Below are 21325 nucleotides of genomic sequence, written 5' to 3'. Positions count from 1 at the left end.
GGGGAAAGAATGTGAAAGCCTTTTTAGAAAGAAAAGGAGTTCAACTTTCATTTCAAGCTTATGCAATTACAGCGCTTAGCTATATGGCGCTTGGTTTGTTCGCTTCACTTATTACGGGGGTCATCATTAAGACGATTGGGCAAGAAATACCCTTTATCAATAGTATTACATGGTTAAGTGAGGCACTCATTAATATGGGTGACTTTGCTATACAGCCTGCAATATATGGTGGAGCTGTGGGAGTGGCTATTGCTTATGGTTTAAAAGCACCTCCATTAGTAATGTTCAGTGCCCTTTTTGCAGGAGCATATGGAGCACAGTTCGAAGGAGGCGGCCCTGCAGGAGCATTTGTGGCTTCACTTATTGCAATCGAAATAGGTAAATTAGTGAGTGGAGAGACAAAGATTGATATCATTGTCACGCCCATGGTCACTATTTTTACTGGTTTTTTGATTGCTTCATTTATCAGCCCTTCCATCGCTCAATTCTTGACTAGCTTCGGAGAGGTTATTAACTGGGCTACGGATTTACGTCCGTTCATCATGGGAATTTTAGTTGCTGCATTGATGGGGCTTGCTCTCACTGCACCAATTTCTAGTGCAGCTATAGCCATTATGTTAGAACTTGAAGGAATTGCAGCTGGTGCTGCTACTGTAGGGTGTGCAGCCCAAATGATTGGTTTCGCTGCTAGTAGTTATAGAGAAAACGGAGTCAGTGGTCTTTTCTCACAAGGCCTTGGAACATCTATGCTTCAAATTGCCAACATCATGAAAAATCCAATGATCTTGATTCCACCAACCCTTACAGGAATGATACTTGCTCCAGTAGCGACTGTTTGGTTACAAATGGAAAACAATGCTTATGGAGCTGGTATGGGAACTAGTGGGTTAGTAGGACCAATTATGACTTTCAATACAATGGGCTTTTCAATAGAAATAGTTTGGGCAGTTTTATTACTTTACATCATTGCCCCTGCGGTATTAAGTTTATTGGTTTCTGAATGGATGCGTAAGAAGAACCTCATCCAATATGGAGATATGAAACTTCAAGCATAACGTCATGTGGGCATTCAGGATACTTTAGTTATGATAGCAGGAATGATAAAATAATGGGCAGTGCTCTTCGAGTACAAGGAGGCAATGACCATGAAAATGACAAGTATTAAGATGAAAAAAATATTAGAAGAACGTTTCTCTAACGAGGGATGGAACACTCAATTCGATCGTGATGAGGATACATTCAGAGTTGAATGGCAAAGCACGAAGCAGGGGGTTACGATTTCACTTCCTGGCTTGATCAGTAAATACGAAAACAAAGGTGATCAAGCGGTTGATGAGATTGAGAATCATATTCGCGAAGCTTTGAAGATTATGGACGAGGAACAGACATTAGAAGGAAAAGAAGAGCAAATCTTTCCGGTGATTCGTTCAGGGTCTTTCCCTACGGAGTCAAATAACGGAGATCGTCTGATTTACACTGATCATACTGCAGAAACGCGTGTCTACTATGCGCTTGATTTAGGTAAATCTTATCGTTTGATTGATGAAAAAATGTTGGAAAGGGAAGGCTGGGAAGAAGGACGAGTCAAAGAAGTGGCTACCTTCAATATCCGACGGTTATCAACTGAAATGAAAAAAGATGAAGTTGCTGGTAACACTTTTTATTTTCTATCAACCAATGATGGATACGATGCAAGTAGGATTTTAAACGAAGCACTCTTAGAAGAGATGAGTGCAAAGTCCGAAGGCGAGCTAGCTGTAGGCGTTCCCCATCAGGATGTCTTGATTTTCGTTGATATAAAAAATAAATCAGGATATGATGTATTAGCACAGATCATGATGCAGTTTTTCGCAGACGGAAGAATCCCTATAACATCGTTACCATTTTTATATGAGGACCAAAAACTCGAACCTATTTTCGTTTTAGCAAAAAAGAAACCAGAAGAAGATAAGGAGTAGTCACTATGCAAATTGTATATAATCCTATTGGAATCGGTGATGTAATGCTCATCACTCTAGCTCAAGAAGAAGGAAATGTTAAAAGCGAGCGTTTTCAAGATGTTGTTCGATTGACTAATGAAGAAAATGGTAATGTCGTAGGGTACAACATTTTCTCACTTTCTTCTTACTTTGAATTAGAAGGAAATGGTACCATCACACCTACTGAAAATCTAATGCACCATATTGATGAAGTTTTTTACCGTAATGGTGTAAAAGATTCATTAGAGGTTGATTTGTCACCGAAGTTCGTAGTAGGTTATGTAAAAGAAACAGAAGCACACGAAGATGCTTCGAAATTGAAAGTTTGCCAAGTCGATGTAGGTGATGAAACCCTGCAAATCGTTTGCGGTGCCCCTAATGTTGCGGAAGGTCAAAAAGTCGTCGTCGCAAAAGTTGGTGCTGTGATGCCAAGTGGAATGTTCATTAAAGAGTCTGAATTGAGAGGTGTCCCTTCTCACGGAATGATATGTTCAGCTAAAGAACTGAATCTTGATGGAGCAAGTGAAAAAAAAGGAATTTTAGTTCTTGAAGATGATAAAGAAGTAGGCGAACAATTTCACATTTAAAATGTACATGCACCAGTTATGATACTGGTGTATTCTTTTATTGATGAAACAGCAAAGCTTGTATGGTAATCAATTATAGGAGTTGTCCATACTCTTTATGAAACTTGTCAAAACTTGTTATACTAGTTAAGATTATTATTATACATAAACAGGACTGGATGAGGGGTTAACATGAAGGAATTTTATAAAAAACAGCAGGGGTTAATCAAGCGTTTGACGAATGAAACGTTTAAATTCGATGAACGAATAAAAGAGGGTTGGTTTTCTGCAGTATATTTTTTGAAAACGAAAAAAATCGTAGAAGAACATTTAGCGGATAATGTCGTTACGATGCAATTCTTTCAAAAAAGTGATGCAGTCTTATGTGGGTCAGATGAAGCGATCGCTCTTCTACATACATTTGCTGAAAATCCTGAAAATCTTGAGATCCATGCTCTTCAGGATGGAGATAAGATTAAACCTTATGAAGCGGTCTTGACCGTGAAAGGACCTTATCAAGACTTCGGCTTTTTAGAAGGAATCATTGATGGGATTCTAGGACGACGTACTTCAGTCGCGACTAATGTTTACGACGTAGTTAAAGCTGGACGTACTAATGGGGATCAAAAACCGATCATTTTCATGGGTGACCGAGATGATCATTATACTCAGCAATCTGGCGATGGATACGCCGCTTACATCGGAGGATCAACTGCCCAAGCTACACATGCGATGAACGAATGGTGGGGTAAAAAGGGAATTGGTACAATGCCGCATGCTCTCGTTCAGATGTTCAAAGGGGATATTGTAGCTGCGACTAGGGCTTATCAAGAAACGTTCCCAGAAGATGAATTGATTGCATTAGTTGATTACAATAATGATGTTGTAGCAGATTCGTTGAAGGTCGCACGATATTTCGGAGAAGAGTTGAAAGGTGTACGAGTAGATACTTCTGGCCAGATGGTAGATAAGTATTTTTTCCGTAATCAACATATCATGGGTTCTTTTGACCCTCGCGGTGTTAATCCTCAGTTGATTTTTGCACTCAGACATGCCTTAGATGAAGAAGGTTTTCAGCATGTGAAGATTGTTGTAAGTGGAGGTTTCACTCAAGAAAAAATTGAGAAATTCGAATCCTTACATGTGCCGGTGGATATGTATGGTGTAGGGAGCAACTTGTTGAGAGTCAATATTGGATTTACGGGAGATAATGTAGAATTGAATGGAGAGGGAGAAGCAAAACAAGGACGTAAGTTGAATCCTAACCCTCGCTTAGAAAAAGTAGAGTATCCTAATGGTTGAATGTGATGAGTTTATCACATTCAATTTTTTTATGTACTTGTGGAAATAATAATACGTTGAAGTTCACAGGAAAGAGACCTCCCAAGTTTTCTTTATTGAAATATACCTTTAATAATGTATAATTCAATGAAGTCTGCTATAATGGTAAAAGCATTTTGAATACCACAGCATAGAATACATACAGGGATAAGTTACGGAGGTTCGATTTATGTCGACTTACCATTTTATTGGAATAAAAGGAACAGGGATGAGCTCACTTGCTCAAATCCTTCATGATTCAGGTGAAACCATTCAAGGGTCTGATATTGAAAAAACGTTTTTCACAGAAGAAGTTTTACGCAAAAAGAACATTGAGATTTTACCTTTTTCCGAGGAAAATATAAAAGGTGATTTAATCGTGATTGCAGGTAATGCTTTCAGCGATGATCATGAAGAGATTGTAAAAGCAAAAGAATTAGGTTTACCTTTTTATAGATACCACGAATTTCTTGGTGAGTGGTTACAGAAGTACACAAGTGTTGCTGTCACAGGCGCTCACGGGAAAACTTCAACGACTGGATTACTTGCTCATGTACTAAAGGAAAATGTGCCAACATCTTATTTAATCGGTGATGGAACTGGGCTAGGACATCCTGATAGTCAATATTTTGCATTTGAAGCATGTGAATACCGTAGGCATTTCCTTGCCTATGAACCAGATTATGCAATTATGACAAATATTGATTTTGATCATCCTGATTATTTCAAAAACGTAGATGACGTTTTCAGAGCTTTTCAGGAGATGGCATTAAAGGTGAAAAAAGGCATTATTGCATGCGGTGATGATGAATATCTTCAAAAGATACATGCCAACGTACCAGTTATGTACTACGGATTATCTGAAGGTAATGACTTTCAAGCACAAAATATTAAAGAATCTAGTGAAGGTACAACATTTGAAGTCTATGTCCGAAGTACTTATTATGATGAGTTCACGATACCGACCTACGGAACGCATAGTGTCCTAAATGCATTAAGTGTAATAGCTATCTGCCACTATGAGGATTTCAGTGCGGACCAAATCAAGAAGATTTCAACATTTGAAGGGGTTAAACGTCGCTTCACTGAGACTGATTGGGTAGACGGGCAAATTTTGATTGATGATTATGCTCACCATCCGATTGAAATAGAAGCCACAATAGAGTCCGCAAGAAAAAAATATCCAGAAAAAGAAGTGGTTGCAGTATTTCAACCACATACTTTTACAAGAACTCGCCAATTTATTGATGAATTCGCTGATAGCTTATCAGGTGCTGATCACGTGTACTTGTGCGATATTTTCGGCTCAGCTAGAGAAAAGTCAGGCTCACTTAAGATAGAAGACCTTCAATCGAAAATAGAAGGCTCGGAGTTACTGAATGAGGGCGATACAACAGTATTGAAAACTCATAAAGAAAGTGTCATTCTTTTTATGGGTGCTGGTGACATTCAGAAGTATCAAGAGGAATTCCAAAACTTAGCTTAAATATAATCCTCCAGGCGCATTGCTTGGAGGATTTTTTCTGTAACAATTCGGTCTGTAGAAAATTCACTTACTGGCATTAAAATCCAAGCCCTAAAAAAATCCTCTGCATTTCTGCAGAGGATTCTATTTATCCTTTATTTTAATTGATCTGGGTTTAATCCCTTGAGTTCGGGAATTACGAAGCGTCCATCTTTTCTGACAAGCTCTCCGTCGAAATACATTTCTCCACCACCGTAATCTTCTCTTTGGATACATACCATATCCCAGTGGATAGATGAATCGTTACCATTATAAGCATCATCATATGCTTGACCTGGAGTGAAGTGGAAGCTGCCGTCAATTTTCTCATCGAATAAAATATCTTTCATTGGATGAAGAATGTATGGGTTGATCCCAATAGCGAATTCCCCGATATATCTTGCGCCTTCATCCGTATTGAAAACTTCTTCGATACGTTCTGAATCATTGGCAGAAGCTTCAACCACTTTTCCGTTTTCGAATTTTAATTGCACATTCTCAAAAGTAAATCCTTGATATGGAGAAGGTGTGTTATAAGTCAATGTCCCATTCACTGAGTCGCGTACGGGAGCAGTATATACTTCACCATCTGGAATGTTCATTTCTCCAGCACACTTGATGACAGGAATATCTTTTATAGAAAACTTTAGATCAGTTCCTGGCCCTTTGATTTGAACTTCATCAGTCTCTTCCATTTTCTTTTTCAATGCATCCATTGCGCGATTCATTTTTTCGTAATCCAACGTACATACATCAAAATAGAAATCTTCAAATGCTTCTGTGCTCATTTCAGCAAGCTGTGCCATTGATTCATTAGGGAAACGCAGAACACACCATTTTGTTTTAGGAACGCGAATTTTTCGGTGCACATTCATTAGTGTCTGACCAAATAATTTATTTTTGTCAGAAGGAACATCCGAAAGTTCGTTGATATTGTCACCCGAACGGATTGCTATGTAAGCATCCATGTCTTCCATCACGTGGGCTTCGTAATTTTCCCAGGATTTCATTTGAGTTTCATTTGCACCTTTTAATAATGTGCGCATGATTTTAGGGTCTTTCAATTCAACGAAAGGATGTCCACCAACTTCGTATGCTTTTTCAATAATTGCGGATACTAGTTCTTGTTGAATACCAGTATTTTCGATCAGTAACTTTTCGCCTTTATTTAGTTTGACTGAATAATTGACGAGTAAATCTGCTAATTTTTCGATTCGTGGGTCTTTCATAAGTCAACCTCCTTAAAATTTCATCCATTCTAATCATACTCAAAGTTTGTTAAAAAGAAAAGAATGAAACAAGTCGTTTGACAAAGGTTAATATGGGGTATAAGTTTGGTATATCCAAAAATTCAGAAAGGTTGTGGAACAAATGAACTTGCTACATATCGCCGCACTGATTGCAGCAATAGCATTTCTAGTTCTAGTCATATTCTTAGCAAGAACTCTTATGTCTGTGACAAAAACATTAGACAATGTAGCTAGTACGGTAGATTCATTAGAAGGCCAACTTCAAGGGATAACGACCGAGACTACACAACTTCTTAACAAAACAAATCATTTAGCAGATGACATTTCGCAGAAAACAGATAAAGTAAATGTTTTATTCGATGGTGTTAAGGGAATTGGTCATACTGTGCAGGATTTTAATCAATCGTTGCAGAAGTTATCAAGTGAGATAGAACAGCAAGCTAGCAATCATAGTGATACTACTACTCAAACCGTAAAATGGGGAGAGGCTGCAATTCATTTATACAAAAGATACAAAGGTAAAAAATAAGGAGGATTAATAATGGGAAACGAAAAAGAAAAGCAAAATCAGGAAGAAAACATTAACAGTAAGGATTTCATGATCGGTACATTAATCGGAGGTATTGTAGGTGCTTCTGTAGCTTTGCTATTTGCCCCGAAAGCCGGTAAAGAGATTCGTGAAGATATTAACACTGGTGCTAATCAGGTTAGAGAACGTGCTGGAGAATGGAAAGACGTTGCCTATGAAAGAGGTAATGAGTGGTCTCAACAAGCACAAGTCAAAAGTAAAGAATTATCAGAGCGTGTAAAAGAAAAAAGCGGTGAACTTCAAAACCGTGTCAATGAATTCAAAGATAACCGCAAACGTAAGAAATCTGATGAAGAAGTAGCTGAAGAGGTTGCAGAAGCAATTGAAGAAGCCGCTGAAGAATTAGAAAGACAAGAAGCGAACGAGATGTTTGAACGTTCTCAAGAAAAATATTAAGATTAAAGTTGTTGGTTCATACCAACAACTTTTTTTCATTTTAAGGGGGTAATCTGATGAACGTTAAACGATTAACATCTGACAAAGAGTTATCTAATGTAATTGAAAATGATGAGTCCTATGTTCTTTTAAAACATAGTCTTACTTGTCCGATCAGTGATCAAGCAAAGAAAGAGTTTGAAAAGTTTAGTTCTTCGAATGACGTTACAAGTTATATCATTCATATCCAAGAGAATAGAGAATTATCTAACCAGGTAGCTGAACATTTCCAAGTCAAGCACCAATCACCACAGGTGTTTTATGTACAAGATGGCGATGTTCAATTCCATGCTTCTCATTTCGATATAACTGCTAAAAAGTTAGAAAAACAAATTATGTAGTTAAAAAAACACGATCGAAGGATGTATTTCTCCATACGATCGTGTTTTCATTTGTTTCTCATTAGGGTTTACTGTAAAGTCTTATATCATATTTCTCGATTTTCATTTCTTTTTTGTACATTCTTTAAATCTTTCTGTCGTTGAGGATTTTCTTCGAAATATTCTACTAGGTCCCCAATCCTAAAAATGCTCTCCCAACTGAGATGATGTTCAATTCCTTCGACTTCTTCGTAAATACTCTCAGTGTCGGTTCCTATGATTTCAAGGAACTTCTCAAGTAACTCATGTCTATATACAAGTCGCTTACCGATCTTGTTTCCTTTATCGGTCAAAATTAGCCCTCGATATTTTTCGTACAATAGATATTGTTCTTGGTCTAGTTTTTTCACCATCTTAGTTACAGAAGAGGGATGCACTTCTAAACGTTCTGCGATGTCAGAAGCACGTGCGTATCCTTTTTGATCTATTAGAATGTATATTTGTTCAATGTAATCTTCCATGCTTGGAGTTGGCATAAATTAACCTCCAAAATTTTTGAGTTTAGTCAACTTCTATATTTAAGTTTACCAAACAATTAAAGCTTTCTAAAGGATAAGCTGAGATTTGAGCTAATAACTAAACTTCCCAGAAAAATATTTAAGAGTCACTAACCGGTTTTGCAAATCTAGACATGATTCCATGCTTAGGTGATAAGACAAAACTCACCAGGAATATCAACCCTGTAGCAAAAGCCATTGAACCTGAAATTGATGTATCTATTCCAGTTGCTATGAAGTAGCCCAGAATTGCTGAGATGACTCCGAAAGAACCACTTAACACGATCATGATGGCTAACTTATCCGTCCATAAATAAGCAGAAGCAGCAGGTGTAATTAGCATGGCAACAACCATGATTGCTCCGACAGAGTCAAAAGAAGCAACCGTAGTAATAGAAACCAGTGTCATGAATAGATAGTGCATCAAAATTACTGGTATGCCTAAACTTGCTGCTAGTGCTGGGTCAAATGAGGTAATCTTCCACTCTTTATAGAATGCTAAAACCATAATCACTACTATAATCAAGACCAAAGATAATAAAGCTGTCGCTTGGGGTACCGTCCCTATTAAAGGTATATCGATTGTATTCCAAGGGATAAATGTAATTTCCCCCATCAAAGCGTGTTGGACATCTAGGTGTGCATTACCGATTGATGTGGAAATTAAAATTACACCAATTGCGAATAAAGTCGTAAAAACAATCCCGATTGCAGCGTGTTGTTCAATTTTCAAGGAGTTCAACCATTGGACGAGAAATGCAGTTAATAACCCTGCAACTGCAGCACCTATCAACATTGAAGGTCCAGAGACTTGTCGTGTGATCAAGAACGCGATCACGATACCAAGTAATACGGTATGGCTGATTGCATCGGCCATCATAGCCATCTTTCTTAGAATCAGAAAGACACCGATGATGCCGCAAGAAAGTCCCACAAGTGAGGCAGTTAATATGATCCATGCTGTATATGTCATTTTATCTGCCTCCTTCTTTAATGGCCGCACGCTGGTGTTTCCATTGCAACTTTTGTATTAACAACCCTTTTTCTTTTCCAAAAATCAAAGAAATGAAAAAGATAGTTGATGCAACGATGACGATAAAAGGTCCTGTGGGTAAATTACTCCCTAGAGCGCTGATCAGTGTACCTGTCGCGCCAGAAATTCCTCCGAAAACGGCTGATAGTACCAGCATATATTTAAACGCATTCGTCCAATACCTAGCACTCACGGATGGAATGATCAATAAAGCTGCGATTAAAATGACTCCTACAGCTTGAATACCAATTACGATTGTAATGACTAACAGCCCTATATAAAGAGCGTTCATCCAGGTCAAAGATAATCCTAACCCTTTTGCAAAAGAAGGATCGAATAAGTATATTTTCCATTCTTTGAAACCTACAAATACAACGAAGATAACAACAAGCGCAAAGCTCAGCATTGTATACACATCTGAACGGACCATCGCAGCTGCCTGACCGAAAATAAAACTATCTAGGCCACTTTGGTTCCCGCCAGCCGATCGATTAACGATGGTCAATAACATAATCCCTAAACCGAAAAACACAGATAGGACCATTCCCATAGCCGTATCTTCCGTTATTCGTGTAGATGACTGGATCCACTGGATGAATAAAGCTCCTAAAAGTGCACTAATTGTTGCACCAATGATTAAAATGAAGAGGTTCTTCTCACCAATGAGTAGAAAAGCAATAACAACTCCGGGTAAAGCTGCGTGAGCCAAGGCATCACTCATCAAACTTTGCTTCCGCCAGTAGACAATACACCCAACCGTTCCAGCGGCTATTCCTAAGATTAATGTGCTTAAGAGTACCCACTGTGTATTACTATTGAGAAGTGTTTGCCACATTCGGGGCACCTTCTTTCATCCAACGCATGTCACCGCCATACGTATTCGCGATTTGCTCTTTAGTGAAAGTTTCTTGAGTTGGGCCATGGTCGATAACTGTTCGATTCAATAATAAGACGTGATCAAAATAGTCTTCTACAGTCTGTAAGTCATGGTGTACAACCATGACGGTCTTTCCGTAAGACTTTAACTCTTTAAGAGTCTTCATAATAGCACTCTCAGTAGCTGCATCCACTCCGGCCAGTGGTTCATCCATAAAATAAAAGTCAGCTTCTTGAACTAGTGCACGAGCAAGAAATACCCTTTGTTGCTGACCACCAGAGAGCTCGCTAATTTGACGGTTGGCATAGTCGGCCATTCCCATTTTGTCTAAAGCTTGATAAGCTTTTTCTTTGTCTCCACGTTTCGGCCTCTTCATCCAGCCGATCTGTCCGTAAAGTCCCATCGTCACGACATCAAGGGCATCAGTCGGGAAATCCCAATCGACTGAGCCACGTTGAGGAACATATCCAATTCTTTTTTTCGCCTTTTGGAAAGGGACTCCAAAGAATCTTACTGTACCACCTAATGATTGATGAAGATTCAATAATGTCTTCAACAAAGTGGATTTACCTGCACCATTTGGTCCCACGATTCCAGTAAGTGTTCCTTTTTCTATTGAGAAATTAACATCATGTAAAACTTGTTCTTTTTTATATGAAGCAGCAATATTATTCACATCAAGTACAATATCCTTCATTTTAATCATCACCTTCTGTCAAAGCTTTTGAGATGGTTTCAACATTGTGTCTGTACATCCCTAAATAAGTTCCTTCAATAGTTTCAGCCTGCCCCATAGCATCTGAAAATAATTCACCACCAAGTGAAACATCGATTCCGTCACTGGAGGCCCCTTGTATGACAGCTTGGATGGAGTCTTCATTAATACTTGTTTCAACGAAAATCGCAGGAATTTCGTACTTTTTTATAATAGAAATGGTGTTGTTGATATCAGAAACACCAATCTCGCCATCTGTACTTAAACCTTGTAGACCGATAACATCCAAATTGTACATGTTTCCAAAGTATCCGAAAGCATCGTGAGCAGTAACCAATACTCTTTTGGATTCAGGGATTTCACTCATCTTATTTAAAGAATCCTCTTTTAATTTTTCTAATTCCGAAAAGTAATCCTGCTTATTCTGTTCAAAGTATTCTGCATCCTCTGGTGAATATTCTTTCAATTCCTCTACAGCTGAGTCCAGAGCTTCACGCCAAAGATCGATATCGAACCATATATGAGGATCGATCGAGCCTTCCTCATCTTCTAATAGTTGGTCCTTGGGGACAGTTTCACCAATAGCTAACACAGGCCTAGTTTGAGAAATCTCATCAAAAACTTTGACCATATTCGCTTCTAAGTTTAGTCCGTTATAAAAAATGAGATCTGCCTGATCAACTTTTTTTATATCTCCATGTGTCGCATTGTATAAGTGCGGGTCAACTGAAGGGCCCATCAAACTCTCCACGTTGACACGATCACCGCCTATAACTGATAATGGCTCCCCGATTTGGGCAATGGTCGTAACTATATTTATAGTATCTTCATCAGTAGCCTCACCTTCTTGATTACTGCAGCCAGCAGCCACTAGTAGAATAAAAGTAAAAAGCAAAAGTAATTGATAAATTTTTTTCATTTTTAAGAGCTCCTCTAGTAAGTTTGACTAAGTTATAAAAGTTTACCTAGGTAAACTTTTTGAATAAAATTTTTTTCGAGCCAATTAATTATGTAATTGTCTCGATTTTAATTTGAAGTAATTTATTGAAGTAATTTAATATATTAACCTAAGTTGAAAAATGTTACTGCAGATAAAAAAGTTTACCATACGCAAATTTTAGGGGCAGCATGAATTTTTGTCAAGAAAAAAGTCGCAAGAATTATGCGACTTTTTAAAATATCTATTCATTTGAGTATATGCTTTCGGTCCAAGAAATTGAAAGTTCGTCATTATCAGCAATTTCTTCAGAAAAACCAACCTCATGGCCATTTTTAAATAGTTTGAAGCGGTAGCCTTTTTTATATTCGGGCTCTAAATCAATATATCTGAAAAGATCTTGAAAGATGAAAGGAGAAGGCATCTGTTTCTCTAACTCCAACTGATCCCCCGGATAGAGGAGTGATTCACCTTTCAGTATTTGTCCATTTTTTGATAAGTGTAAGTAATCTTTCGTAAGTGTAATGGCGTTTCCTTCATAAAATACTGTGATCTTTTTAGCGAGTGAAAGGTTTAACTCATTCAAGAACTCATTTACTGATACTTGGTTATGTGTTGAGTAAGCGATTTGATCACCATTTCTTACACTCTGATCGAAAGAAGCGGGTTGACCGTTTACTAGCAGTTCAATAATTTTTTCTTTGGTTTGATGTCGTTTACCATTTAAATAAATATGGAATGGCTTATCTAAATCGATTAGGTCATTAAGGCGTTGTTGTTTAAAAATATCCTCAACATTTTGTGTGCTAGACCAGTTGATTTGATCGCCATCCTTTAGTACTTGATTCATGTCCGCATGTTTTCCATTCACAATTACATTAGGTCGAAGTTCAACTGGTTGATTCTGAAGAGTGATGGTTTGAGTAGGGAGGTCCCCAATTACATCTTTAACACGATAGGTAGGGGTTGACCCGTCTTTACCTTGCTCGACAAAGATTTCGTCACCGTGCTGTATCCTGTCTTGGAGAGATGCTTCCTCTCCATTAATAAAAATAGAAGGAGCTTCTCCAAATGTCCCTGGTAGAGTAATTTTCTTACCATTTAAAGAGGTGAAAATAGCTATTCCAGGTTTTCCGTACAATTTATTCAGCTCTATTCCCGCTGCTAGTAGACTGTCTCCGATTGTTAATTGTTTTAAATCAAATAATCGAACAGTCCGGTTATTCACTTGAACGCTAATATAGTGAACGGGACTTTGTTTGGCAGCTATAGCAATACCGATAGGAGTGACAAACTCGGGGCTGACAGGCAAGTTTTCTTTATTTGCTAATAATTGAATCGCATCAATTCCACGGACAGCTACACGTTGGTCTGGTAATTGAAGGTGTTTAGCGATTTTTTGGGTAATCGAAGGTGTCAAACTACCTCCGCCTACTAGCATGACAGCTTTCGGTGCCTTTTGGTTCAATTTCAATATTTGGTCACAGATTGATGCAGAGAGCTCATCAATTGCATATTCGATCGTTTTTACAACTTCTTTTTGATCAACAGTTGTTTTAAACCCAAGTATGTCCTCTATTTCCATAGATGCATGGCTTGTAAGGTCGCGTTTTGCTTTTTCAGCTTGATTGAAGTCGAGTAAATACTGATCACTCAATGCTTCTGTAATTTCATCTCCAGCCTTCGGAACCATACCATAGGCTGTAACAGTACCATCGTTCGTAATCGCAATATCACTTGTTCCTGCACCAATATCAACAAGGGCAACATTCAGTCGGCGCATGGATTGAGGAATCAATACTTGAATAGCGGCAATCGGTTCCAGGGTTAGAGCATCCATTTCAAGCTCAGCTCGTTGCAATGCAGATAACAATGATTCTACGACTACTTTAGGCAAAAACGTTGCTATGACATCTACTTTAGCTTTCTCACCCTGCTGATCAAGTAGTGAACCGATATCCTCGTCATCTAGATAATAATGTAAAACAGAGTAACCTACACAATAGTAATTGGAGCTTAAGTGATCCTTTTCCTCTTCGGCCAGCTGGTATTGTGCTTGTTGGACTGCGGCAAGTTCTAGGTGAAAGATATCATCTTCTGTCATTAGTGGTTGCTGGGAGATATCTATTTCAACAGAGCTTTCCTTTGTTTTCAAAGCTCGTCCCGCTGCAGCAACACAAACCTTTTTCAACGGTCCATGTTTTTCTTCTAATTGATTCTTGATTTGTTGGATGACTTTTGAAACAGCTAATACATTATGTATTTGACCATCTAACATGGAACGTTCCTCGTGCTCTTTGGAAATCATTTCTATTACTTCGTATGATTGATCTATTTTCTTCAAAATAATGCCTACTACACTTCTTGTTCCTATATCCAAAGCAAAAAGCTTATCACTCATAAACCAGCCACCTCACCGTTCAATTTCAATGCTATCGTATGACATTCTGTCGAATTTTCGATATAATTGAGTATTCAATTATAGATAATGTACCATAAATATAGTGTGATATAAACTAGCACGGGAGGAAATGACATTGACGAATAATCAGCTTGATCAATTACGACATCAGCTAGATGATGTAAATATACGATTGCTCGACATGATCAATCAGCGTGGTCAATTAGTAAAGCAAATTGGGGACCTGAAGAAGGGACAAGGGATGAAAGCATTTGACCCTGTGAGAGAACGTGAAATGTTGGATCATATCATTGAGCATCATAAAGGGCCGTTTGAGTATGCTACAATCGAACATCTATTCAAAGAGATTTTTAAAGCGGCTAAAGAGCTACAGGAAGACGACCACCGCAAAACTTTATTAGTTTCTAGAAAAAAGAAACCTAATGACACTGTCGTTGATATCGGCGGCATTGAAGTTGGAAACGGTAACCAACAATTCGTCATGGGGCCGTGTTCTGTAGAATCCCATCAACAGGTGGATGCAGTGGCATCAGTTATTAAGCAAAAAGGTATCCAGCTTTTAAGAGGTGGAGCATTCAAACCTCGTACTTCTCCATATGATTTCCAGGGACTGGGTATGGAAGGCTTGAAAATCTTAAGAGATGTAGGCGATCGTCACGGTCTTAAAGTAGTTAGTGAAATCGTGAACCCAAGAGATATCGAACCCGCCCATGAATATCTTGATGTCATTCAAATCGGTGCTCGGAACATGCAGAACTTTGAACTGCTCAAAGAAGCTGGAAAGTCTAATCGACCAATCTTGCTTAAGAGAGGCCTTGCCGCCACAATCAATGAATTTATGAACGCGGCTGAATACATCATATCTCAAGGGAATGGACAGATTATTCTATGTGAACGAGGCATCAGAACTTATGAGACCTCAACCAGAAACACATTAGACATTACAGCGGTACCTGTCTTGAAAAAGGAGACGCACTTGCCTGTAATGGTAGATGTTACTCATTCAACAGGAAGAAGGGATTTGTTGCTACCAGCAGCTAAAGCTGCTTTAGCAATTGGGGCAGACGGAATCATGGCTGAGGTTCATCCAGATCCAGCAACAGCTTTGTCGGATTCACAACAACAGATGGATATAGATACTTTCAACCACTTTATGGACGAGCTTCAAGCTTTTTATAAGATGGACGCCAAAGTTTAAAAAGTGGGATAAATAGAGCGCAAGAGGACTAAATACTACTGCTTCCTGCAGTGGGTAAAGTCACTTGCGCTTTTCCTAATCCATTGCTTCAAAAATCAATATATCGTATGCTAATTTTAACTATACTAGGAGAAGAGAGTGATCGTATGAGCGTAACTATTTATGATGTAGCAAATAAAGCGAACGTATCGATGGCAACGGTTTCTCGTGTCATCAACGGTAATACGAATGTAAAGCCAGCTACACGACAAAAGGTCATGAATGCAATAGAAGAACTTGGATTCAGACCGAATGCTGTTGCACGGGGACTAGCAAGTCGTAAAACAACCTCTGTAGGTGTCATCATTCCTGATATATCTAACATGTTTTTTGCAGAATTGGCCAGAGGAATTGAAGACATAGCGACTATGTATAAATACCACATTATTTTAAGTAGTTCAGATCAGCAAAAAAATAAGGAACTTGATCTTTTTGATAAAATGTTGGAAAAGCAAGTGGACGGAATTATATTTATAGGAAGTGCTATTACTGAAGAACACATCGAGGCATTTAATCGTTCAGAGGTACCTGTTGTTTTAGCTGCTACGGTTGATGAATCAAGTAAACTGCCATCTGTTAACATCGATTATTATTCAGCAATGAAGGATGCTGTGCAGTTTCTTATTTCTAATAAATATGAATCAATAGGGTTCGTTGCAAGCCCGTTGAACATCCATGCGAATGCTATGAAAAAACAAGGGTATTTAGATGCCCTGAAGGACCACCAATTGCCAGAAAATGAAGAACTGATTTTCAATGGCGATGACACATATCAATCTGGGTTGGAAGCAGTACGTCATTTTTTACATTTAAATAATAAACCAAGTGCGGTGTTAGCTTCTTCTGATGAAATGGCACTAGGAGTAATCCACGGAGCTCAAGACGCAGGTTTGAATATCCCAGAAGATTTAACAGTTATTGGGTTCGACAATACTCGACTAGCCAAAATGGTGCGTCCTACACTTTCAACTGTCGTTCAACCAATGTACGACATTGGTGCAGTTTCTATGCGACTACTCACAAAATTATTAAAAGGGGAGGAAGTCGATCAACAACAAGTGACTTTACCTCATCGAATGATAACTCGTGGCTCAACATCCGAAAAATGATGCCGATAAAATAAATAGAGAATAAAAGACAGGAATTAGGGTGGAGAGGTCATGAAAAAAAGAGATATTCTGACACCGATCGGAATTGGGTTAGGCGCGACAATGATTCTGGTCGGAATTTATTTCAATAGTGGTTTTGGTGGTGTCACTACATTTATTCAAATTTCATCAATCGTCGTTGTTATTGGAGGATTGATTGGTGCGTTGATGATTAACTTCAATATGACTGAACTGAAGCTATCTTGGAGAATCGTCAAAGAAGTTTTTAATAAAAGTGATCATAACCTTCGGGAACTTATTCAGCTATTCATAACATTGTCAGAAAAGGCGCGAAGAGAAGGATTATTAGCCCTTGAAAGTGAACTTGAAGAGATCGATGATGAATTTATCAAAAAAGGCGTTTATTTGGCGATAGACGGTATTGAGCCTGAAGTCATCAACGATATTATGAACGCTGAAATTGCAGCTATGGAGGAAAGACACCGTAAAGGGCGTATGATTATAGAAAAAGCAGGAGAATACGCACCTTCATGGGGGATGATTGGTACCCTCATTGGACTAGTCCTGATGTTGAATAACTTAGAATCACCAGAAACTATTGGTCCCAGTATGGCCATCGCATTGTTAACCACATTTTATGGTATGGTGCTAGCCAATTTAGTATTTTTGCCAATGGCGGGTAAATTGGCCGGAAAAACAGAAGAAGAAGTATTTATGAAACAAGTAATAGTAGAAGGGGTTATCGGTGTCCAATCTGGGCAAAACCCTAAAATATTGGAAGAAAAGCTTAGTGCCTTCTTATCAACCGAAGATCTGAAACAACCTGAAGAGGTGGAGGAAGAAGAGGAGCTTGCGGGAGAGACTGTAAATGAAACCTAAAAAGTCTAAACAGCAGAAAAAAGATGCTCCACTTTGGATGGTTACATATGCTGACATGGTAACGCTCATCCTAGTATTCTTCATATTATTATTTTCAATGTCACAGATCGATGCTGTGAAATTCAAAGCTGTGGCTGAATCATATCAAGAGAGAGTTATTTTTGATTTTTCACCGTCTGCAATCCCGCTTGAGAACCCGACAAACGAAGAGGTTGATATTGGGGACGATGAAGACCTTAAATTGTTAGATATGGAAGAAGAAGAGGAAAATCCAGATCAAGAAGACGCGAAAGATCAATCAGAAGGCGACCAAGATTTGGACGAAGCTGAGGAAGAAGGAAACCTAGAAGAGTTGTTATCGGAAGTAGAACAATTTTTATCTAGTGAAGGACTTGCTGAAGTCATTTCTGCCAATCGAACGGAACGAGGGGTTGTTTTGATATTGCAGGAACGCGTTCTTTTTGAATCGGGAGAAGCTGAACTGATTGAAGAAGGAGAACCTTTCTTAAACAAAGTAGGTACACTTTTAAACAATATACCTAACCATGTTAAAATTGAAGGTCATACCGATAGTCGTCCGATTAGTAATTATCGCTTCCCGTCTAATTGGGAGTTGAGCGGCGCCAGAGCTAGTAGTGTTGTTCGTTTCTTTACAGATGACTTATCATTGGACCCATCTCGTTTTCAAGCAGTTGGTTTTGCCGACACACGTCCGGTTGCTGAAAACGATGGTAGCGATAACTGGCAACGTAACCGTCGGGTAGAAATAGTCATATTAGAAGCACAAAACAATTAATTGAAACCATTATTTCTGTTGAAGGAATAATGGTTTTTTTGAATTCTAAAAAACAAAAAAGCACAAGCTTGAAGCATGCCTGTGCAAATACTCTTACATCATATAATTCTTTTCATTTCTAATCAGCTGCAGCGTCTTCTGTAACGCTAGTCTATTTTTCTCGGTAATCTCAGGTTTTCTAGGAATTTCACGATAAATAGATTTAGAATCACTCCATGTCTTCGGTAATTCTACGGGACTTTCTTTTGACCATTTATCGAGCCAGTCCTCTGGAAGACCTCCGGTAAGTGGTTTTCCTCCATCTACAACTTTCCAAAGTTGAGACCACGCTCTAGGTACTACACGCCAGATATCGTAACCGCCACCACCAAGAGCAATCCAGCGTCCATTACAATATTTATGGGCAATATCATGTGCGATTTTTGGTATTTCTTCATAGATTGCCATCGTTCCCAATAGATGAGAAAGAGGGTCATAGGCATGAGCGTCAGCACCATTTTGAGTAAGTATAATATCTGGTTGAAAATATGCTGCGATTTCTTCCATTGATTCTTTATAAACTTCTAAAAAAGATTCATCTTCAGTAAACGCATCAATTGGAACATTGAAAGAATAACCGTACCCTTCCTTTTGACCACGTTCATTCGCGTATCCTGTACCAGGAAAAAGGTATCTACCTGTTTCATGGATTGATAGTGTACACACATTTGGATCGTCATAAAAGATCCACTGTACGCCGTCGCCATGGTGCGCATCAGTGTCCACATAAAGGACTTTCAAATTTGCTTTTTGGCGTATATATTTAATGGCGATTGCCGCGTCGTTATAAATGCAAAATCCAGATGCTTTTCTACTGAAACCATGGTGCAAACCTCCACCTAGATTTAAAGCGTGATTATAATCACCTTCAAGGACCGCATCTACTGCGGACAAAGTGCCTCCGACTAATTGTGCCGCAGCTTCATGCATGTCTTCGAACATTGGAGTATCCTCTGTTCCAATGCCAAATTGTAACCCTTCTTCTTTGCTTAACTCCCCAATGCCTGCCTTTTTTACAGCACGAACATATTCATGGTCATGGACCAAACTGATTTCTTCATCTGTTGCAATTCTAGGTTCTACCACTTGTTCTGGATCTATAGCATCACAAGCCATTAGTAGTTCATAAGTTAATTGAACCCGTTTCTGATTGAAAGGGTGGTCTTCTCTAAACTTATATTTTGCAAAAGAGTCTGAGTAGATAAATGCTGATTGACATGTCATGTCGCCAACCCCGGAATATTCGGCCAAAGAACTTCGTAGCCTTTCTGTTTCAATTCATCTATCAAAGGCATAGGGTTCATTGTTTGTATGCGGAGAACAATGATTTTATTTTCATTTTGATCGGCAGGATAAATGAATAAAGAAGAAATGTTCGTATTTCTGTTACTGATTACACTAGTTAATTCCGGTAATACCCCAACTCTATTTGGCACCTTTACTTCAATTTGTGAGCTTTGTTCATGGATTCCAGTCAACTGAATCAAGTTATAAAGCAAATCTTTTTCAGTCACTATACCTACCAGCTGATTCTCTTTAACAACTGGGACACAGGCTATTTCCTGCTCATAAAAAATGGAGGCGATATCCTCTATAAAGTCTAATGGATGAACCGTAATAACTGGAGACTTCATGATAGATTGAATCTCATTTTGTAAAATGGATCGATTCTGATCTTTTTCTAGGATTGAAGGAGCTGCGTCTCGAATATCACGATCGGAAACGATGCCAATCACTTGATCTGATTCATTGACGATTGGTATATGGCGTATATGATGTTTATTTAATAATTCAAGAGCATGTTCAATATTTGCTGTTGGTAATAAGGATTTAACGCTTTTAGACATAATTTCTTCAACTAACAATGTACTTCGCTCCTTTCATTTTATAAAAATAGATCGTTTCTTCCCATGAACCTAAGTGAATCGAATGTTGAAACAGATTCGTGGGGAACATTTTTACCTATTCGCACGAGTAAACAGTTTGCAGGATGTGACATAATTTCTGGATCATCCGTAGGCATGGGCTCCAGACCACCATGAGCCATCATTCGTTCCATGACTTTACGATACTCCCAAACACTTAATCCAGTAGTTTTCATATCCCAGTGCCAGTAATACTCAGTTGTCATGACAATATAATTCTCCATTTGATCATCGAGCATGGATACTTCCAAGATGTTTGAGCCAACTTTCAACCCTCTGTACTCATGAGAAACTTCAATTGCACCCAATTCTAAAAGGTCATCCATTTTAATTTTTGACCAACGTTCTAACGGGTCAGGGTGAAGGTAAGTTGCGTACCCGATAACTTTATCCTGATCACGAGCAATGATGATTCGACCTTCCTCGAAATCAGCAATGGATTGGAGGGCTTCGAACTGTTTTTTTGGAGGACGAAAAGCTTTTAATCCTTCATCGAAATCATATTTCTTCAAGTCTTTTGATGAAACAGGACCTTCTACGATAATCTGTTGACTATCTTTTTCAATCGTTCTTGAATGAAAGGCTTTCGGATGATTCAAAACAACACCACCTAATAAGAGCAAAATTCTATCACTAGTATAACACGAAAAAAACTCGCCCCTACAATGAAAACATGTAAGGACGAGTGATATTTAAAATATAAATCTGTAATCAGGGATGCTCCTTAGTGTACTGACTAGGTGTTGATAGTTAGTGAAGTTGAAGGCTGAATCGCTATCGGAGCTATCAGAACTTCCGTCACTGCCGGAGCCATCGCCGCCGGAGCCATCGCCACC

The 21325-nt window shown here is 38.6% G+C and carries 22 protein-coding genes; 12 read left to right on the top strand and 10 right to left on the bottom strand.

From position 1 onward, the window contains the following. The first annotated feature begins 11 nt into the window (after positions 1–11). The 5 genes from CEY16_RS06175 to murC all read left to right on the top strand — a co-directional run bounded on the left by CEY16_RS06175 (position 12) and on the right by murC (position 5351). Positions 12–1055: a PTS sugar transporter subunit IIC gene (locus CEY16_RS06175; RefSeq protein ID WP_101331069.1), complete on the top strand. Its 1044-nt coding sequence runs from the start codon at positions 12–14 to the stop codon at positions 1053–1055. 90 nt (positions 1056–1145) lie between these two features. Continuing rightward, on the top strand, positions 1146–1958 hold the full coding sequence (locus CEY16_RS06170; protein WP_101331068.1) for a DUF1444 domain-containing protein: 813 nt from the start codon (positions 1146–1148) through the stop codon (positions 1956–1958). Positions 1959–1963: 5 nt separating this feature from the next. Further along, positions 1964–2566, top strand: coding sequence for a YtpR family tRNA-binding protein (ytpR, locus tag CEY16_RS06165; RefSeq protein ID WP_101331067.1), 603 nt, complete (start codon positions 1964–1966; stop codon positions 2564–2566). 171 nt (positions 2567–2737) lie between these two features. Further along, positions 2738–3847, top strand: coding sequence for a nicotinate phosphoribosyltransferase (locus tag CEY16_RS06160; RefSeq protein WP_101331066.1), 1110 nt, complete (start codon positions 2738–2740; stop codon positions 3845–3847). Between the two features lie 208 nt (positions 3848–4055). Continuing rightward, a complete protein-coding gene (gene murC, locus CEY16_RS06155) occupies positions 4056–5351 on the top strand; it encodes a UDP-N-acetylmuramate--L-alanine ligase (RefSeq protein ID WP_101331065.1) in 1296 nt (431 codons plus the stop codon). 134 nt (positions 5352–5485) lie between these two features. Here the strand turns inward: murC and CEY16_RS06150 are convergent, their stop codons facing one another. Then, positions 5486–6598, bottom strand: coding sequence for an aminopeptidase (locus CEY16_RS06150; protein ID WP_101331064.1), 1113 nt, complete (start codon positions 6596–6598; stop codon positions 5486–5488). 142 nt (positions 6599–6740) lie between these two features. Between CEY16_RS06150 and CEY16_RS06145 the strand changes: the two genes are divergently transcribed. From CEY16_RS06145 to ytxJ, 3 genes are read left to right on the top strand one after another with little or no spacing between them, the layout of a single operon-like run. Continuing rightward, complete coding sequence (locus CEY16_RS06145) at positions 6741–7148, top strand: DUF948 domain-containing protein (RefSeq protein WP_101331063.1); 408 nt, start codon at positions 6741–6743, stop codon at positions 7146–7148. Positions 7149–7160: 12 nt separating this feature from the next. Continuing rightward, positions 7161–7604 carry a YtxH domain-containing protein gene (locus CEY16_RS06140; RefSeq protein WP_101331062.1) on the top strand — a complete coding sequence of 148 codons (444 nt, stop codon included), beginning with the start codon at positions 7161–7163 and terminating at the stop codon, positions 7602–7604. 56 nt (positions 7605–7660) lie between these two features. Continuing rightward, positions 7661–7984, top strand: coding sequence for a bacillithiol system redox-active protein YtxJ (gene ytxJ / locus CEY16_RS06135; RefSeq protein WP_101331061.1), 324 nt, complete (start codon positions 7661–7663; stop codon positions 7982–7984). 86 nt (positions 7985–8070) lie between these two features. Here ytxJ and mntR read toward each other — a convergent pair whose 3' ends face one another. From mntR to pilM, 6 genes are all read right to left on the bottom strand, one after another. After that, complete coding sequence (gene mntR / locus CEY16_RS06130) at positions 8071–8499, bottom strand: transcriptional regulator MntR (RefSeq protein ID WP_101331060.1); 429 nt, start codon at positions 8497–8499, stop codon at positions 8071–8073. Between the two features lie 121 nt (positions 8500–8620). Further along, entirely contained in the window at positions 8621–9493 is an 873-nt protein-coding gene (locus tag CEY16_RS06125; protein WP_101331059.1) for a metal ABC transporter permease, read from the bottom strand. A 1-nt stretch (position 9494) separates the two neighbouring features. Further along, positions 9495–10388, bottom strand: coding sequence for a metal ABC transporter permease (locus tag CEY16_RS06120; protein WP_101331058.1), 894 nt, complete (start codon positions 10386–10388; stop codon positions 9495–9497). Beyond that, positions 10366–11127 carry a metal ABC transporter ATP-binding protein gene (locus CEY16_RS06115; protein WP_101331057.1) on the bottom strand — a complete coding sequence of 254 codons (762 nt, stop codon included), beginning with the start codon at positions 11125–11127 and terminating at the stop codon, positions 10366–10368. Before CEY16_RS06115 ends, CEY16_RS06120 begins: the two co-directional genes overlap by 23 nt. Position 11128: 1 nt before the next feature. After that, positions 11129–12064 (bottom strand): metal ABC transporter solute-binding protein, Zn/Mn family, encoded by a 936-nt coding sequence (locus CEY16_RS06110; protein ID WP_101331056.1) that lies wholly within the window; start codon positions 12062–12064, stop codon positions 11129–11131. 262 nt (positions 12065–12326) lie between these two features. Next, on the bottom strand, positions 12327–14483 hold the full coding sequence (pilM, locus tag CEY16_RS06105; protein ID WP_101331055.1) for a cell division protein FtsA: 2157 nt from the start codon (positions 14481–14483) through the stop codon (positions 12327–12329). A 136-nt stretch (positions 14484–14619) separates the two neighbouring features. Between pilM and CEY16_RS06100 the strand changes: the two genes are divergently transcribed. From CEY16_RS06100 to motS, 4 genes are all read left to right on the top strand, one after another. Next, a complete protein-coding gene (locus CEY16_RS06100) occupies positions 14620–15702 on the top strand; it encodes a bifunctional 3-deoxy-7-phosphoheptulonate synthase/chorismate mutase (RefSeq protein ID WP_101331054.1) in 1083 nt (360 codons plus the stop codon). A 146-nt stretch (positions 15703–15848) separates the two neighbouring features. Next, positions 15849–16850 (top strand): catabolite control protein A, encoded by a 1002-nt coding sequence (ccpA, locus tag CEY16_RS06095; RefSeq protein WP_101331053.1) that lies wholly within the window; start codon positions 15849–15851, stop codon positions 16848–16850. Between the two features lie 51 nt (positions 16851–16901). Then, complete coding sequence (gene motP / locus CEY16_RS06090; protein WP_101331052.1) at positions 16902–17729, top strand: flagellar motor protein MotP; 828 nt, start codon at positions 16902–16904, stop codon at positions 17727–17729. Beyond that, positions 17719–18525: a flagellar motor protein MotS gene (gene motS / locus CEY16_RS06085; RefSeq protein WP_101331051.1), complete on the top strand. Its 807-nt coding sequence runs from the start codon at positions 17719–17721 to the stop codon at positions 18523–18525. Before motP ends, motS begins: the two co-directional genes overlap by 11 nt. Positions 18526–18618: 93 nt before the next feature. On the opposite strand, the gene CEY16_RS06080 is transcribed toward motS, so the two are convergent. Genes CEY16_RS06080 through CEY16_RS06070 form a run of 3 tightly spaced genes read right to left on the bottom strand, consistent with a single transcriptional unit; the run spans position 18619 to position 21088 of the window. Beyond that, positions 18619–19815, bottom strand: coding sequence for an acetoin utilization protein AcuC (locus CEY16_RS06080; protein WP_274379928.1), 1197 nt, complete (start codon positions 19813–19815; stop codon positions 18619–18621). Further along, entirely contained in the window at positions 19785–20429 is a 645-nt protein-coding gene (locus tag CEY16_RS06075; protein ID WP_101331049.1) for an acetoin utilization AcuB family protein, read from the bottom strand. The genes CEY16_RS06080 and CEY16_RS06075 overlap by 31 nt, the downstream gene beginning before the upstream one ends. Positions 20430–20449: 20 nt before the next feature. Next, on the bottom strand, positions 20450–21088 hold the full coding sequence (locus tag CEY16_RS06070) for a GNAT family N-acetyltransferase (protein WP_101331048.1): 639 nt from the start codon (positions 21086–21088) through the stop codon (positions 20450–20452). Positions 21089–21325 lie beyond the last annotated feature (237 nt).

Origin of the sequence: Halalkalibacillus sediminis, assembly GCF_002844535.1 — a bacterium.
GTDB lineage: Bacteria > Bacillota > Bacilli > Bacillales > Alkalibacillaceae > Halalkalibacillus_A > Halalkalibacillus_A sediminis.
Note: the sequence above shows the minus strand (reverse complement) of the source record. Positions and strands in the feature narration are given on the sequence as shown.